This is a genomic window from Thermosynechococcus sp. B3, assembly GCF_030323045.1.
In the GTDB taxonomy this organism is placed as follows: Bacteria; Cyanobacteriota; Cyanobacteriia; order Thermosynechococcales; family Thermosynechococcaceae; genus Thermosynechococcus.
Genome location: NZ_CP097584.1, coordinates 1,484,381 through 1,500,364 on the forward strand (window position 1 = coordinate 1,484,381; position 15,984 = coordinate 1,500,364).

At 53.3% G+C, this 15,984-nt stretch carries 16 protein-coding genes; 9 read left to right on the forward strand and 7 right to left on the reverse strand.

Going from position 1 to position 15,984, the window contains the following annotated elements; all coding sequences use genetic code 11:
* Positions 1-52 precede the first annotated feature (52 nt).
* Positions 53-1,423 (reverse strand): phosphoglucosamine mutase, encoded by a 1,371-nt coding sequence (gene glmM / locus M0646_RS07485; protein ID WP_286649466.1) that lies wholly within the window; start codon positions 1,421-1,423, stop codon positions 53-55.
* Positions 1,424-1,606: 183 nt separating this feature from the next.
* Between glmM and rfaE1 the strand changes: the two genes are divergently transcribed.
* The gene (gene rfaE1, locus M0646_RS07490) at positions 1,607-2,629 is read left to right on the forward strand and encodes a D-glycero-beta-D-manno-heptose-7-phosphate kinase (protein WP_286625165.1); all 1,023 of its coding nucleotides are present in this window, start codon (positions 1,607-1,609) and stop codon (positions 2,627-2,629) included.
* Here the strand turns inward: rfaE1 and M0646_RS07495 are convergent.
* Positions 2,626-4,323, reverse strand: a complete 1,698-nt coding sequence (locus M0646_RS07495; protein WP_286625167.1) for an N-acetylmuramoyl-L-alanine amidase — start codon at positions 4,321-4,323, stop codon at positions 2,626-2,628. The genes rfaE1 and M0646_RS07495 overlap by 4 nt on opposite strands.
* Before the next feature lie 432 nt (positions 4,324-4,755).
* Here M0646_RS07495 and M0646_RS07500 point away from each other — a divergent pair, with 432 nt between their 5' ends.
* Together M0646_RS07500 and M0646_RS07505 are read left to right on the forward strand one after the other, a co-directional pair.
* Positions 4,756-4,980: a replication restart DNA helicase PriA gene (locus M0646_RS07500; protein ID WP_149819579.1), complete on the forward strand. Its 225-nt coding sequence runs from the start codon at positions 4,756-4,758 to the stop codon at positions 4,978-4,980.
* A 68-nt stretch (positions 4,981-5,048) separates the two neighbouring features.
* Positions 5,049-5,327 (forward strand): hypothetical protein, encoded by a 279-nt coding sequence (locus M0646_RS07505; RefSeq protein ID WP_149819581.1) that lies wholly within the window; start codon positions 5,049-5,051, stop codon positions 5,325-5,327.
* On the opposite strand, the gene M0646_RS07510 is transcribed toward M0646_RS07505, so the two are convergent.
* The gene (locus M0646_RS07510; protein WP_286625168.1) at positions 5,324-6,526 is read right to left on the reverse strand and encodes an anion transporter; all 1,203 of its coding nucleotides are present in this window, start codon (positions 6,524-6,526) and stop codon (positions 5,324-5,326) included. The genes M0646_RS07505 and M0646_RS07510 overlap by 4 nt on opposite strands.
* Positions 6,527-6,700, reverse strand: a complete 174-nt coding sequence (locus tag M0646_RS07515) for a hypothetical protein (protein ID WP_149819585.1) — start codon at positions 6,698-6,700, stop codon at positions 6,527-6,529.
* Between the two features lie 273 nt (positions 6,701-6,973).
* Here M0646_RS07515 and M0646_RS07520 point away from each other — a divergent pair, with 273 nt between their 5' ends.
* Both M0646_RS07520 and M0646_RS07525 read left to right on the forward strand, forming a co-directional pair.
* Complete coding sequence (locus M0646_RS07520) at positions 6,974-7,279, forward strand: DUF3155 domain-containing protein (protein WP_149819587.1); 306 nt, start codon at positions 6,974-6,976, stop codon at positions 7,277-7,279.
* A 244-nt stretch (positions 7,280-7,523) separates the two neighbouring features.
* Positions 7,524-8,369 (forward strand): transglutaminase family protein, encoded by an 846-nt coding sequence (locus tag M0646_RS07525; protein ID WP_149819589.1) that lies wholly within the window; start codon positions 7,524-7,526, stop codon positions 8,367-8,369.
* On the opposite strand, the gene cax is transcribed toward M0646_RS07525, so the two are convergent.
* Positions 8,366-9,433 carry a calcium/proton exchanger gene (gene cax, locus M0646_RS07530; protein ID WP_149819592.1) on the reverse strand — a complete coding sequence of 356 codons (1,068 nt, stop codon included), beginning with the start codon at positions 9,431-9,433 and terminating at the stop codon, positions 8,366-8,368. The genes M0646_RS07525 and cax overlap by 4 nt on opposite strands.
* A gap of 97 nt (positions 9,434-9,530) precedes the next feature.
* Positions 9,531-10,970: a DUF3084 domain-containing protein gene (locus tag M0646_RS07535; RefSeq protein WP_286625173.1), complete on the reverse strand. Its 1,440-nt coding sequence runs from the start codon at positions 10,968-10,970 to the stop codon at positions 9,531-9,533.
* 102 nt (positions 10,971-11,072) lie between these two features.
* Between M0646_RS07535 and xth the strand changes: the two genes are divergently transcribed.
* Positions 11,073-11,894 carry an exodeoxyribonuclease III gene (xth, locus tag M0646_RS07540; RefSeq protein ID WP_286625174.1) on the forward strand — a complete coding sequence of 274 codons (822 nt, stop codon included), beginning with the start codon at positions 11,073-11,075 and terminating at the stop codon, positions 11,892-11,894.
* On the opposite strand, the gene surE is transcribed toward xth, so the two are convergent.
* The gene (gene surE / locus M0646_RS07545) at positions 11,844-12,647 is read right to left on the reverse strand and encodes a 5'/3'-nucleotidase SurE (RefSeq protein ID WP_286625175.1); all 804 of its coding nucleotides are present in this window, start codon (positions 12,645-12,647) and stop codon (positions 11,844-11,846) included. The two genes, xth and surE, sit on opposite strands and share 51 nt — an antisense overlap.
* Before the next feature lie 173 nt (positions 12,648-12,820).
* Between surE and M0646_RS07550 the strand changes: the two genes are divergently transcribed.
* The 3 genes from M0646_RS07550 (at position 12,821) to M0646_RS07560 (ending at position 15,973) form a co-directional block, all read left to right on the forward strand.
* Complete coding sequence (locus M0646_RS07550) at positions 12,821-13,057, forward strand: hypothetical protein (protein WP_149819600.1); 237 nt, start codon at positions 12,821-12,823, stop codon at positions 13,055-13,057.
* 182 nt (positions 13,058-13,239) lie between these two features.
* Complete coding sequence (locus M0646_RS07555; protein ID WP_149819602.1) at positions 13,240-13,821, forward strand: thioredoxin family protein; 582 nt, start codon at positions 13,240-13,242, stop codon at positions 13,819-13,821.
* Between the two features lie 118 nt (positions 13,822-13,939).
* A complete protein-coding gene (locus tag M0646_RS07560; protein ID WP_286625178.1) occupies positions 13,940-15,973 on the forward strand; it encodes a BamA/TamA family outer membrane protein in 2,034 nt (677 codons plus the stop codon).
* The last annotated feature ends 11 nt before the right edge of the window (positions 15,974-15,984 follow it).

The following is a 15,984-nucleotide window of genomic DNA, read 5'->3' on the forward strand; positions in this document are numbered from 1 at the left end:
AATGGCTAGAGCGCGACTAGGCAATTATCATACAAGCTAGTGACGCCTGTTCCTAGGCCGCTAAATAAGCAGTCACCGTCTGCACCAAGGTCTCTGTCCAATAATCAGCAACACTTTGCTGCTCAGCTTCCACCATGACGCGGATAACGGGTTCTGTCCCAGAGGCACGTACCAAGACTCGCCCGCGATCGCCCATATCCAGTTGCGCTTTGGCAATCATCTGCTGCAGAGGTTCACACTCCTGCCAGTGGAGCCGCCGCTGCCGATCCTCAACACGGACATTGCGGAGAATTTGCGGGTAGGCGGTAAAACTTTGGTCTCGCAGTTGTGCCAAGGATAGACGGGAATCCTGAACTAGGGTCGCTAAATGAACCGCTGTGAGCAAGCCATCCCCCCCCACACCATAGTGACGGCAGAGGATATGTCCCGACTGTTCTCCCCCTAGCATGGCACCGTGGCGTAGCATCTCTGCATGGACGTATTGATCGCCCACTGCTGCCCGCACCAGTTGTCCACCCCGCGCTTGCCAAGCTCGCTCAAAGCCGAGATTCGACATCACAGTGGCGACAATCAAATCCTTGGGGAGTTGTGCCTGCGACTGAAGCCGTTGTCCCCAGAAGTAGAGAATGTGATCGCCATCAACCACCCGTCCTTGACTATCTACCGCTAGCACGCGATCGGCATCGCCATCAAAGGCAAACCCCATAGCGGCACGGGTTTCACGGACAGCCTGTTGTAATGGTTCTAAATGGGTGGAACCGCAGTTGACATTAATGCGATCGCCATCGGCGCGATCGTGGAGAGCAATCACCTCAGCCCCTAGGGCATGGAACACCGTCGGTGCCACCGCCACCGCAGATCCCCAGGCTAAATCCAACACCACCCGCAGTCCCCGCAGCGGTTGACGATCCTCAAGGGGGGCTTGCACCGCATGGCGATAGCGCTGAAGCAATTCGGGACGATGATGCAAATGCCCCCAGTACTCCGTATGGGGCAAGGATAGGCCAGCATTTAGGTGGGCTTCAATTTCTTTTTGCAGATCAGGGCTGAGCTTGCTGCCATCGCTGCCAAAAATTTTAATGCCGTTATCGGTGGGGGGATTGTGACTGGCGGAAATCATGGCGCCACCGATGGCTTCTGTGGTGGCCGTTAGGTAGGCAATACAGGGGGTCGGGCACAGGCCCACATTCCACACTTCAAAACCAGCGGCGGTTAACCCTGCGGCCAAGGCTGTGGCCAACATATCACTGGAGTTGCGGGAATCTTGACCAATGATAAAAGGGCCTTGGGGTGCATCCGTCCTTTGTCGCAGCACTTCTCCCACCCAATATCCCAAGCTTAAGGCCAAGTTGGGGGTTAGCAACTCCCCCGCCCGCCCACGAATGCCATCGGTTCCGAACCGAATCGGCTGCTGCCCAGTCATGGTTGATTCCTCACGCCACACCAACACTCATTATTTTCTAGTCGATCTCCTGAGCTATGCAGGAGACGATTCTTAACATTTATTCACTCTCTCTGGACTATAGCACCTCTATGAACCTTTGCTGCCACATCAACGTCCCCCCACAGGAGTATTCTGGATCAGCGGGAATTGAGGCAAAGCCAAATGTTACCACCCGACCTGCGCCAGCAATTGCAATCGTCCCAAGGGCGACTCCTACACTTTTTGGAGTCCTTTTCCTCAGCACGGGTACTGGTGGTGGGGGATCTCACCCTCGATGAATTCCTCACGGGTCAGGTGGAACGCCTCTCGCGGGAAGCCCCTGTTCTGATTTTGCGCCATGAGTTTACCCGCCAAGTGCCCGGCGGCGGTGCCAATGCCATCTACAATTTGGCCAAGTTGGGTGCTCAGGTGCAGGCGGTGGGTCTGGTGGGTGAGGATTCTCAAGGGCAAGCCCTGTGTGAGATTTTTCAAAGGGCAGGAATTGATACCCAAGGAATTTTTAGGGATCGCGATCGCCCCACCGTGACGAAAACCCGTATTTCTGGCCATGCTCGCCAGTCGGTGACGCAGCAAATTGTGCGCGTGGATCGCAAGTCCGATGATCTGCCTGCCCCAGCCCTTCAGGAGGCGCTAGCGGCCTTTATTCGTCAGCAGGTGGGGACTGCCGATGCCGTGGTTTGCTCCGACTATGGCGATGGTGTCTTTACGCCCCCTGTGATTGCGGCTGCCCTAGAGCATGAGCGCACGATTGTTGATACCCAACGGGATTTAGCTCGCTATCGCGGTGCTTTCCTATTTACGCCAAACCTGCCAGAAGCAGAGGCAGCGGTGGGCTACCCGATTCGCACAGAGGCGGAGGTACTGCGAGCTGGGGAAGACCTGCTGGAGTTGACGGCGGCTAAATATGTGCTGATTACGCGGGGGGATGCTGGTATGAGTCTCTTTAGTCGCGAGGCGGCGCCCTACCATTTACCCGCCTTTAACCGTACGGATGTCTTTGATGTCACTGGCGCAGGCGATACCGTTGTTGCTGCTTTAACCCTTGCCCTTGTGGCGGGTGCCAGTCTTTGGGAGGCGGCAGTTTTAGGCAATTTGGCTGCCAGTATTGTCGTACGTCAGTTTGGCACAGCCACCACATCCACCGCCGAGATGGCGGCAGCCCTTCACCATTTGCTGGAAGATTAATCCCGCGTCGCCTGCTGCAACCATTCCAGAATCCCTTGAGCCAAGGTATGGGCAAGCTCGGCTTGGGCTTGGGGGTTAACAATCCACTCAAACTCTTCAGGGTGAATCATAAAGCCCAGTTCCAGCAGCACCGCAGGGGCAATTGTCGGACGAGTCAGGGCAAGGTTATTCCAAAACACACCATACTGCTGCCGCCGCAGTCGCTGACTGAGATACCCCTCTAGGAAAACGGCAAGGTCATGGCTTTGGGGATGATACCAAAAGGTGCCAATTCCTTGGGTATTACGGGCATCGCCAGCATCGGGGAGAGCATTGTAGTGCAAGCTGAGGGCAAGGGTGGGTTGGGCTGATTCAATGGCGAGAAAGCGATCGGGCAAGTCCAGATCAATATCCTCTGTGCGCGTCAAAATGACTGTTGCCCCAAGGCGTTCTAGCTCGGGTGCCAGTTTTTGGGCCAGTGCCAATGTGACGACCTTCTCTGGGGTACCATCTGGGCCGCGTGCTCCCAAGTCCTCAGGCCCGCCATGGCCGGGATCAAGGAGAATTTTAATCCCCCGCAGGGGTTGTGTCCCCCGTTGGAGTTGGGGTGGATGACGCAGTTGCAGCACTAGTCGATTGCCCTCATAGGCCACGCGATAGCCCCACTGTTGGCGATGATGCAGCGTCAAGCGATACTCCACCCGGTCTTGATCAAGGGGGTACCAGTCCAGGCGCTGGATGACGGGATCGGCATTGAGGCGAATGATGTCGGTTTGGGGAATCGTGTTGTGGAGCGTCAGGGTGAACTGGCGATCGCCCTGCTGAATCGAAATCGGTACGGGCACATCCAAAGGAAAGCTGATTTCTGTCCAACCCGCAAGCTGACGGCTGGTAATACTGCGGATGGTGGCTGTTGTCGGCAGAGCACTGGAGAGGAACCGCACTTCATTGGCGCGGATCCAACCCCCATAGTCCAAATGCAGCCAATCCCCCGTTTGTCCGCGTACCCGTGCGCGTGTTCCCACTGGCAAGGGCGTCAGCCGGGAATAGTCAGTGCTAGGACCTGTGCGTGCCACCCCCCCAAGGGAGCGGGTGACTTCAACAACAGGTAATTGCGTTGGCTCAGCCACACGAATGCGGGCACCCAGTTGGCGTTGGTTTCCTAATTGCCATTGAATCGGGCCATAGTCGCCCACTTCGGTGAGCTGGAGGCAATTGCGATAGAGAGAAGGGCGAGCAGTAACCACATCCGCTTGATGAATCAGCGCAGCCAGATTAGAGGGCAGTTGCACTTGGGGCGGTAGGGGTTCTAGGGGCAGAATGCGCTGGCCCACTTGGACTTGCACGGCGCGATCGCTGGGGGCAGCAGCAGTAAAGCAAACAATTTCATTGGCTAGGCGCACTAAATCGGCTGTTGGCTCTAGGGGTTGTAGGGTGGTCGGTACTTGGGGCACCGTGCGGGTGATGGCAAAGTCAAGGCGCTGATCTCCAGCTTGGAGGGTGATGTGATTCAATCCGGGTTGCAGGGGAAGCTTGGGGGCAAAGTGTCCCGCTGGCGAGCGATCGCCAATCACTCGACCATTGAGCGTCACCACGACCTGTGGCGGTGCTGTGCCAATAAAGAAAATCTGAGGGGCACTGGTGGTGTGCTCTCGCGGCGGATAAACCACTTGTAGCGAACCCTGTGCTGTTGCTGGCTGGAGTGAACTCACCATGAGTGCACCAAAGAAACTCAAACTCAACCTATTTACCCCCAACCCTCATACATTTCTTAATCCTTTCTTCAGATTACAGCCCTTTTCTAAAATGCGGGGTGCCCATGATGCCGTTTTGCCTATTGTGGTTCTGTTTAATCCTTGTGAAAAGGAGTGTTATAAAAGTCAATCACTTCTCAGAAAAAAGAAAAAGTTTTCTCTTAGGCTACTTATGGAATTCGTTGATCCCCGCTAGATTAGCATATTTTTTAACATTGGGATCATTGCCATCTCTGGGAAATCCATCCATAATAAAAAATGTCCTCTCTCATAAATTGCCTTAATGTTGCGCAATACTATTTCTTTGGTCTTGTTATTTTGAAACGCAAGTTTGCGCAGCGCCTTTTATCACAAGTTCATGTCCATCAAAAAGAATTTAAGGATTATTTAACTATGGTTACCATGCAAACGATTCACTGTCCTCACTGTGGTAAATTAGCCCTTCGCCAACGCTATGGCTCCGTGAGTCACACCCAGTGTCCCCACTGTGATTACGTCCTAACGATGTGCGATCGCACAGGACGGGTGTTAGAGGCCTATACACCTGAAATTACCCATGTGGGTCAGTATGGCGCCAATCTCACCTGCACCATAGAGCGAACACGGGCACTGTGCTAGCAAGAATTCATTAGAAGAATCTAAAGATTGATGAGGAAAATCCTGAGAGTTGTTAAGATAGTTTACATATGGCTATCTTACTTCTACTGGTACTGGCATTGGTGCTGTGGTCGGTGCGACTCCTCCACGGTGCCTACCGCCTCCGGGATTTTTCCTTACTGCTGGCCAGTGGCCTCGTGGCCATCTCAGCGGGAGGCGTGATTTTTGTCTATAGCTTGATGAATGGCTGTGTCGGCTATCTCAGTCAAGGGCAGCCTATTCCTGAATCCGATGCGCCTGTCATCATGTCTGATGTGGCCTACTTTGAGAGTGCCTCTGGAGCAACGACCCCAACCTTTAGCCCCTAGGTCTGACTCACGATCCAAACGTAGGCGATCGCCAGCGTCAACACTGTGAGCGGTGCACCAAAGCGCAAGTGCTGCCAAAAGGAAAACCGCTGTCCTGAGCTAGCAGCGGCCTCAACGGTAATTAAATTAGCCACAGCACCAAAAAGCGTAAGATTGCCCGCGAGGGTACTTGTGGCTGCCAGTAGGTACCAGAGTTGATCGGCACCTTTGGGGATAAACTGTGCGAGCAGCAGCACCGTGGGCACGTTAGAAATTAAATTTGACAGCAGTGCTGTAATCACCACGAGGGGCAAGGGCTGATTCGCCCAAGGGCGCAAAACGGCTAATAAATCAAAGTTTTGAATACAGCGGGTAAGAATAAACAGACCCGCAAACAGAACCAATAGTGACCAATCCACCTGAGCAAGGATGCGCTCTGGCTTCACCCGACGGGTGACCAGTAAAGCTGCTGCCGCCAAAAGAGAGGATTCTGCCAAGGGAAAGCCGAGCAGAAAGGCCAAAAACATCAGCCCAGAGACAATCAGTGTCTTATGGAGTAACCCTTTTTGCACCTGCACCGGTTGGAGCGTAGCCAATGTACAGGGTTGGCGCGATCGCACCTCCGGATAGAGCCACCCCAACCAAACCACTTGCAGCCCTAACCCCAGCACTGCGACGGGAACCATCACTTGGGCAAACGGCAGATATCCTAACTCGGAAAACGATCCCACGAGGATATTTTGGGGGTTGCCGCTGAGGGTGGCCACAGAACCGATATTCGTTGCCGCTGCGATCGCTAGCAGATAGGGCACTGGATTTAAGCCCAAGACATGGGTAATGCGCAGGGTTAAAGGCGTCGTCACAAGGGCAAGGGTATCATTCAGAAAGACCGCCGATAGCATTCCCGTCGCCACAGCGAGAAACACCAACAACCCCAAGGGACTGCCACTAAAGCGCACCACCGTCACCATCGCTATTTGAAAAAAGCCGCTCAAGCCCAGATAAGCATTGACAATCATCATGCTGAGCAAGAACACGATGGCTTGGGGATCAATGGCTTGCCATGCAGTGGGTAGATCAATCGCCCCTAAGGCAATCAAAAGAGCCGCACTCACAAGGGCGATCGTTGCGCGATTCATACATAGCCCCGGCACCCCCCCAAGGGCTAAGGCACCGTAGCTGAGGGCAAGGATCAGAAGTTGCAGGAGAGACCGCAGCACCTACTGTTGGGTTTGAATTTTCTTGGCCTCTAGGGCATCGAGCAATTCCCCAAGAGCCGCCATGTCATCACCGTCATATTCCCGCTTCCACAACAGTTGGGAAATTTGGTTTTCAATGGCTGAGGTTAACACTTGGGTTTCGAGCACCCGTTGCACTAAGCGTTGGATCATCATAGGGGTTCAGCAGCTTAGACAGTCGTTCTCTAGGGTAGCCCATTGGCTGTGGGGCAAATGGAAGGAACCACTTTCTCAAGTGGCACAATTTGCTATAGTGGGGGCACTGGGATCAGCAAAGCGTTGATCCTAAGCTGGGGATCGTTGTCCCGTCAATAAATCGTGTTTCGATAAATTAAGGAAAGTTGAAATTCTAGAATACACCAGATATACTAAAGGGCGACTTTTGTAAACTCAATAACAGTTCTTTGAAGGCAAAGGAGGTAAGGCAACTTGGCCAGAAGACGGAAGCGGAAGAGCCGGCGGCGTCTCGAAGGACGCAAAATCCTTGAGTGCGTACCTCAATATAGCATCGAAAGTGGCGAAGATAAACCTGTGACAGCGGCACGAAAATTTATTCAAGCCAAGGGGATCACCCCACCCGCTTTACTTCTTGTTAAGCGGAATGAGCACACCACCGATCGCTACTTCTGGGCAGAAAAGGGCTTGTTTGGTGCGCAGTACGTTGAAGAAAACCACTTTTTATTCCCTAGCCTAAGGGAACTTGCAGAAGAGAAAATGGCAGCCACGACTCGTTAGGCTGTTTTTTTACAAACGTCTGTTTTATTGAGGAGTCAGGATCTGTTCTTGACTCTTTTTGCTTTGGTAGTGAGAGGATCTAGGGTGTGGTCTAAAGATTTGATCTTTTTGCGCCATTTACTTATGGCAATTTGGAAACTGTCCCCTACAATAGAAATAGCGGAGACGCACGTTTCCGTTCACTCCTCACACCACACCCCGCCTGGACAGTTATTGGTTCGGGCGGCTTCCTTTTAGATATGAAATGGAATATCGCATTTATCATCAAACTACCTACACCTACAGCGCCCCTGTTGCCCTTGCCCCCCATGATTTACGCTTGATCCCGCGTAGTGATGGCCACCAACGCCTGCGATCGCTCTCCCTCCAAATTTTACCAACTCCCCAAGGCCAAAGTACTGTCCTCGATGTCCATGGCAATCACATTCAACGCTACTGGTGGTCACCACAGCCCACCACCTCCCTGATGATTCAGGTCACCTCTGAAGTAGAAACCTATTGCGACAACCCCTTTAACTATCTGCTTGACTCGTGGGCAGTCACCCTCCCTTTTAACTATCCGCAGCGACTGGCAACTAGCCTGCATCCCTATCTATCACCGTCAGTGGATCCTGTTGCCTATGAATTGGCTTGGCAAATTTTAGCCAGTGGCGATGGCAGTGTCCTCACATTTCTCAGTGACCTCAATAACAAAATTTACCGTATCTGTCAGCACCAAATTCGTGAAACCGGTGCCCCTTGGCCCCCCTGTGTGACTTGGGCAAAACAAATGGGTTCCTGTCGCGATACGGCCGTCTTGTTTATCCATGCCTGTCGGGCTGTGGGCTTAGCGGCGCGGTTTGTCAGTGGCTATCAGGAAGGAGACTTGGATAATCCTGAACGGCACCTCCATGCTTGGGTAGAAGTGTATTTGCCGGGGGCAGGCTGGCGCGGCTATGATCCCACCCACGGCCTAGCGGTGAGCGATCGCCACATTGCCCTTGTGGCTGCCGCTGATCCGGCAGATGCTGCCCCCATTCAAGGTGCCCTGCGGGGACAGGGGGTGACCTCAACCATGACCTATCAACTACAGATTCAGCGCCTCTCCTAAGTATGGAAGAAAAAGGCGGTGCCGAGAATCCCATAGGTGGCCAACAGCAGCGCCCCCTCTAGCCAGTTGGAGCGGCCATCTAGGCTAATCACATTAGCAATCACGACCGCAATAATCACCGTCACCACTTCAAAAAGACTAAAGTTTAAATCCATCGGCTGACCAATAAACTGGCCAATCAGCACCAGCACAGGTGCCACCAAGAGCGCCACCAAGAGGGATGAACCCAAGGCGATGGACACGGACAAATCCATATTGTTTTTCAGGGCAACCCCCACCGCAGTCACATATTCCGCTGCACCACCCACCAACGGCAAGAGGATGACCCCAGTAAATAGGGGCGTTAGACCCAAGCCCTCCGTTGCTGCTTCAACTGCGCCGACAAAAATTTCTGACTCAAAGGCTACGCCAATCGTGGCAATCATTAGAACCGTGATCCACAGGGGCAGGTTCGGCTTTTCATGGTGCCCCGCTTCGTCCCCCAGTTCCACCTGGCTGACATCGTAAAGATAGCTGTGGGTTTTCAAAGAAAAGAGTAACGTTAGTCCATAGACCAGAATCAGAATGATTGCGGCCACGACTGACATTTTGGAAATTGCGGTTGGCGGCACACTGCTGGAGGTGTAAATGACCATTGCCGGTAGGAGAATCGCGGCGATCGCCACCGTCATCGAGGAAGCATTCACCCGTGCCACCACTGGGGCAAAGGATTGCTCCTTGTAGCGAATGCCCCCCAGCAGCATGGATAACCCCATCACCAGCAAAAGGTTCGCCATCAGGGTGCCCGTAATACTGGCTTTGACAATATCCACTAAACCCGCTTGCAGCGCCACAATAGCAATAATCAGTTCCGTTGCATTGCCAAAGAGGGCATTCAAGAGGCCACCAATGGTTGGTCCAGTGGCCAGAGCCACCTCCTCCGTTGCGGTGCTCAACCAAATCGCCAAGGGCACGATCGCCAGTGCCGCCAAAACAAAAACCGTGAGGGCGCCCCATTCCAATTTTTCAGCAGCAATGGAGAGGGGAATGAACACCAAAAAACCAATCGAAACCAGTCGCTTCATGGGGGCACCCCTTACATGGTGAACGGAGAAAAATCTCCTCTATCCTAGCCTGCGGTTTGATGAATCCAGCCCAATTCGTGGGCAATGATGCTGATGCCTAACCACTGCGCAGGATCACTCGCTGATTTTGGCGGGCAACAAGGGAGAGGGTGAGAGGGCCAGCGGTATAAACGGACGTGGGGGTGACCGCGCTAATATCAATCGTCCCTTGGTGATCTTTGAGGTCGAGGACAAATTTCACCAGCTCAATTTGGCGAAAGGAGCCAACACTGCCAGTGACCGGATCTGGGAGCACGCCAGAGGCGATCGCCCGCTGATTACTGACCGTAAACAACTGATCCAAGCGTTGCAAAATTTGCTCATCGGTCATCTGGCTCGGATCCAAGGAAATGGTAGCCAGATTCTCACCCTCGCGGAAAACCTCCTGATTGCGCGCCACTTGGGGCACTACAAGAATATTGCTTTCTCCCTGTAGATAATTGGCTGCAGCTAAAATGCGCACCACATAGGGCTGGCCATCACTAATTTGGCTGCGCAGGCGGTTCACGTCTTCGGTGGTAATTTGAATCACCTGATCCGTTGGTTTGACGTTTTGGGGACTATTCAGGACAATGGCATTGCGCCGCGCTTGCCGCAGGAGTTCTTCAATGACTTGGGTGGCTTGAGCCGAATCTTTGACATTTTGAATCACCGCAGAGGCCAAGACTTGCCCCGTGCGAATGGCGATCGTCCCCCGCCGTAATCCTAGCAAAAGGATGCTCACGTTTTCCTCAAGGCGTTGGCGACTGGCCTCAAGGGCAGCAATTTCCTGCTGAAGCGTGCGCTGTTGATTCCGTAACACCTGCTGCTGCTGATTGGCAACGGCCAGTTGATCCTGAATGCGATCAATCTCTGCTTGGAGACGATCCTTTTGACCTTCCACCTCGGCAAGGCGCTGTTGAGCCGTGCGAATGGCGGTTTCTAGGGCTGCTTTTTGGCCAGCCACATCCTCGAGGCGGCCTTGGATGGCTTGTCGCTCCCGTTGCAAACGCTGAATTTCTTGCCGCAGGCGTGCCCCTTGGGCTTCAAAGTTTTCGAGGTCTTTTTGGGCTTGGGTGTAGCGGTCTTGAAGTTGCTTGAGTTCTGCTTCTGTGAGGGTTTGACGATTGACGGCCTGCTCTAGGACTTGGTTGGTTTGACTAAGGCGTTGGCGAATGTTGGCCAGTTCAATTTGGGATTGTGCCAGTTCCGCCTCAATTTCATCCTTTTGGGCACGGGTTTCGGCGAGTTCTTGTTCCGCAGCCGCTTGTTGACGGCGAATCGTATCAATGCGCAGCACGCCATCGCGCAATTCACGGCTGAGGGCAAAGAGGATGGCAAGGGTGGAGGCAGAAATTAAGCTGCCTGTGAGAATGGTAATCAGGACAGCCGTCTGGCGAGGCCGCAAATTAAACCAGCTCAATCGGGCTTTGCCCACTTTTGAGCCTAGGCGATCGCCCACTGTCGCGATCGCGCCCCCAAGAATAATCACGGCCAAGACCAAAACATACCCAGCCATATTTCGGGTACTGCTGCCACTCCCCAACTATACTTTCTACAGTATGTGCCGATGCTGCCCCCTATAACGGTTTGGGCAAATCACTTTGACTGAAATCAACCGATGCCAAAAATTGCTACTTGGAACGTCAACTCAATTCGCACCCGCCTTGACCATGTGTGCCACTGGTTAGACACCACTGGAGTGGACTATCTCTGTCTTCAAGAGACCAAAGTCACAGATGCTGAGTTCCCGCGTCAGCCCTTTCTGGATCGTGGCTATCAAGTTTATTGTAGTGGCCAAAAGGCCTACAACGGGGTGGCCATTCTCAGTCGTCAGCCCCTTGCGGGCGTAGAAGCAGGCTTTGCCCCCCAATTACCCAGTCACAGTGAGTTGGATACGCAAAAACGACTGATTCGCGCCCAATTAGCCCCTGATGTCACCTTGGTAAATGTCTATATTCCCAACGGCGGAGAGTACGACAGTGAGAAATACCACTACAAGCTGCACTGGTTAAAAACCCTCCATGTCTATCTCGAGCAGCTCACTGCCCAAGGGGAGGTGATTCTCTGTGGTGATTTTAATATTGCCCCAGAAGATAAAGACCTTTTTGATGCCAGCGATCGCGCCACAAAAGTGGGAGCCACCGATGCCGAACGCAACCTGTTAGCGGCCATTCGCGACCTTGGCTTCCACGATGCCTTTCGCCACTTTACCGAGGCGCCTGGGCACTACTCTTGGTGGGATTATCGCACTAATGCCTTTCGCCGCAATCACGGCTGGCGCATTGATCACCTCTACATTACCCCTGGCATCAAAGCCTGTGCCTGCAACTGTTATATTGATACTGCCCCTCGGCGGTTAGCGAAACCCAGTGACCATGCACCGGTGGTTTTAGAGATTGAAAAGGGGCTGTACAGTGGGCTGGCGCAGCCACTCGGTTAAATCCTGAACCCCTTGGCCGTAGGTGAGATCAAAGGTCAGCGGTGTGATACTAATCAGATTTTGGGCAATGGCTTCCACATCCGTGGGGGCTTGATTGGGGTCTTGGGGATATTCTTCAACCACTTCACCAGCGAGCCAGTAGTAGGTTTTGCCGCGAGGGTCAATGCGCTTCTGGAACAGGTCATGGTAGCGGCGAATCCCCTGTCGTGTAATGACAACGCCAGCAATTTCACTGGCAGGCAGAGCCGGCACATTCACATTGAGGAGCATCTTTGGGGGCAGGGGGGCGGTTTCCAGTGCCTTGAGCAGACGACTGGCAAAGTCAGCGGCTGGCTGAAAGTCATGAACTGTGAAACTGGTGAGGCTAATGGCAATACTGGGAATTCCCTCAATCACCCCCTCCATGGCAGCAGACACCGTGCCGGAGTAAAGAATATCCGTGCCGAGGTTGGAGCCTTGGTTAATCCCAGAAACGACAAAATCTGGGGGTGCCTCTAGGAGGGCACCAAGGGCGAGTTTGACACAGTCAGAGGGGGTACCGGAGCAGGCCCACGCCTTAATACTAGGGTGAAAGCGATCGCTAACGACTTCGGCGCGAATCGGATCAAAGACCGTGAGGCTATGCCCTGTAGCAGAGCGTTCGCGATCCGGACACACAACCACGACTTCATGGCCAGCGATCGCCAGCGTATCTGCTAACGTCCGAATGCCGGGGGCAAAGACCCCATCATCATTGGCAATGAGTAACCGCATTTCCTGCCCCCTGAATCGTGAAGTATTGGCAAAACATTACAGTTGATTGCAAATCGCAACACCCTCCCTGAGAAATGTTAACCTCTAAAAGGGTTAAGTGACGCACCCCACCCTGCCGAACAGTTTGAACGCACCATTCCTGACATGACCGCCTTTAGGGATTGATAGGATCTATGGAACGCCTACTGAACCATCAGTTGAAGGAGAACACTGTGTCTGTGCATCAAAGTCATCCGTTACTCCGTGAAGACCTCAGCGAATACGTTGCCCATTTGCAACTGCACATGGCACTCCAAGCGCGCAATTTGGTGCCTGCCCTGAAACACACCAGCGACAGCCGCGAGCAACTTCTCCATCAAACCCAAGCCACCTTTGAGAAGCACGTCTCCCGTCAAAGCTATATTGGCTAAAGCAATTTTTCTCTGTGCTCAAAAATTAAAACCTATGATATCTAAGCAGGAGTGATCTTGCTGCTTTTTGCGTTGGTTAGGGGAGTTGCTCCTCTCACCACTTTGAGGAACGATCGCAACAGAGTACACTAGGGACGATATTGCTATTTGTAACACTCTTGCCAGCGTTCTCAGGAGGTTTTATGGCGCGGACAGAGTCCACGATGCTTGCCCTTGGTACTGTTGCTCCCGATTTTCAGCTGCCCGATGTGGTGAGTGGGCAAACGATTTCCCTCAGTAGCTTTGCCGATAAGAAAGCCCTACTGGTGATGTTTATTTGTCGCCACTGCCCCTATGTAAAACACGTCCAAGAGGAATTGGCGAAGCTGGGGCGCGACTACAAAGACACTGGCCTAGGAATTGTTGCCATTAGTGCCAATGACGCTGCCAACTATCCCGATGATGCCCCAGAGTCCCTGAAGGCGATGGCCACTGAACTAGGGTTTACATTTCCGCTTTGTTACGACGAGAGCCAAGAAACGGCCAAGGCTTACACGGCAGCCTGTACACCCGACTTCTTCCTCTTTGATGGCGATCGCAAGCTTGTGTATCGCGGACAGCTCGATGATAGCCGCCCCCAGAATGGCTTACCGGTGACTGGGAAAGACTTGCGTGCAGCCATTGATGCCGTGTTAGCTGGTCAAACCCCCAGCGAGGATCAAAAACCGAGTCTTGGCTGTAATATCAAGTGGAAACCGGGGAATGAACCCGCCTATTACGGCTAATGTTGGAAAGGTAAAGAGAGGGGCACTTTTATTGCCGCTTTTGAGTCGTTAACCTACTGTTATATCAATGCCAATGGGTTTGGCTGTATTGACGCGATTTGTTTTTTAGGTGTGAGCAGTGAATAACCAACTTTTTTCGCCAGTGCGAATGCAGCCAATGGGGGCTGCCCTGAAAACGGTAGCAGTGGCAATGGCAACCGTGGCGATCGCCCTCGGTCCTTTGAGTCCCAGTCGTGGCCAAGAAGCCCCTCCGCCTGAAAACCAACCTGCGGAAGCTCCAGTATCCCCAACGCCACCAGCGGTAGAGCCTGCGCCTGAAAGCCCTCCCGCAGCAACCCCAGCACCGCCCACCCCGCCGCCTGTGAGTCAGCCCCCCGCTGATGAACCCCAAGTTCTGATTGCGGAAGTGGTGGTTGAAGGTGCCACACCCGAACTTGAACAATTGGTGTATCAAGTCATTCGCACTCGCCCTGGCAGTACCACCACCCGCACGCAACTACAAGAGGATACCAACGCCATCTTTGCCACGGGCTTTTTTGCTGATGTCAATGCCGTCCCCAGCGATACCCCCCTCGGTGTGCGGATTACATTTGTCGTGCGCCCCTATCCAGTACTGCGAGCCGTTCAAGTAGCGGGCAATCAGGTACTCACCCCAGAAAAAGTCAACGAGATTTTTGCCCCGCAAATTGGTCGCACGCTCAACCTCAGAGAGCTACAGTCTGGCATTGAGCAAATCAACCGGTTCTATAGGGACAATGGCTATATCTTGGGGCAGGTGGTTGGCACGCCCCAAGTGGATCCCGATGGCGTCGTGACGTTGCAGGTGGCTGAAGGGGTGGTTGAAGCGGTCACCTATCGTTTCCTTAATAAAGAAGGAGAGCCGACAAAACAGCGTACCCGTGACTTTGTGATTAGCCGTGAAATGGACACCCAGCCCGGCGTTGTCCTCAACCAAAATACTGTGCAAGCAGATTTGCGACGCCTCTTTGAACTGGGACTCTTTGAAGATGTGCAAGTTGCCCTTGAACCGGGTCAAGACCCACGCAAAGTGAACCTAATTCTCAATATCAGAGAGCGCAATACGGGCAGTATTTCCGCTGGGGCGGGGTATAGTTCCGCTGCAGGGCTATTTGGCACAGTGGCATTCCAACAAAACAACCTCTTTGGTCGCAACTGGAAATTTGGTGTTGAAGCCCAAGGGGGGACTGAAGGGGAGTTTCTCTTTGACATTAACTTTACCGATCCTTGGATTAAGGGGGATCCCTACCGCACCTCCTATACCGTGAGTGCCTTTAACCGCCTGACAGTGCCCACCACCTTCACCAATGGCCCAATTGATGTTCGCTTGGCCAATGGTGACTTTCCGCGGATTAACCGCTTGGGGAGTGCCGTCTTCTTTACGCGACCCTTTACGAAGGATCGGGATCAGATACGCACCGCTTGGACCGGTTCCTTGGGGCTGCAATATCAGCGGGTTACCTCCCTAGACAGTGGTTTTAGCCGCTTTAATACGGATGCTTTAGGCAACTGCTTAACCTTTCCAGACAATGGTGTTTGCCGTGGTTTTAATGACCTGTTTACGGTGCAAGCAGCAATTCTGCGGGACTTGCGTAATGATCCCCTGCGGCCGACGAGTGGCCAAGTGATCCGTTTGGGGGTAGATCAGTCGCTTCCCATTGGGGCGGGCAATATTCTCATGAATCGGGTGCGGGGCAGTTATAGCTTCTATATCCCCGTGAAGTTTCTGCGGATTGAGGGGCCACAAACCCTTGCCTTCAATATCCAAGCGGGCAATATTTTTGGTGATTTGCCCCCCTATGAATCCTTTACGATTGGCGGTGCCAACTCTGTGCGCGGTTGGGAAGAGGGGGCGATCGGCTCCGGGCGCGCCTTTGTGCAAGGGACAATAGAGTATCGGTTCCCAATTTTTAATATTGTTGGTGGCGCCCTCTTTGTGGATGGAGCCAGTTTGCTCGGTACCCAACGCAGCGTACCCGGTCAGCCGGGGATTGTGCGCGGTAAACCCGGCGAGGGGCTAGGCTATGGCGGCGGCCTGCGGGTGAATACCCCCCTAGGCAATATCCGCATTGACTTTGGCTGGAATAATGAAGGGGGCAGCGCCTTCAGCTTTGGCATTGGCGAACGCTTCTAGGAGAAATACCC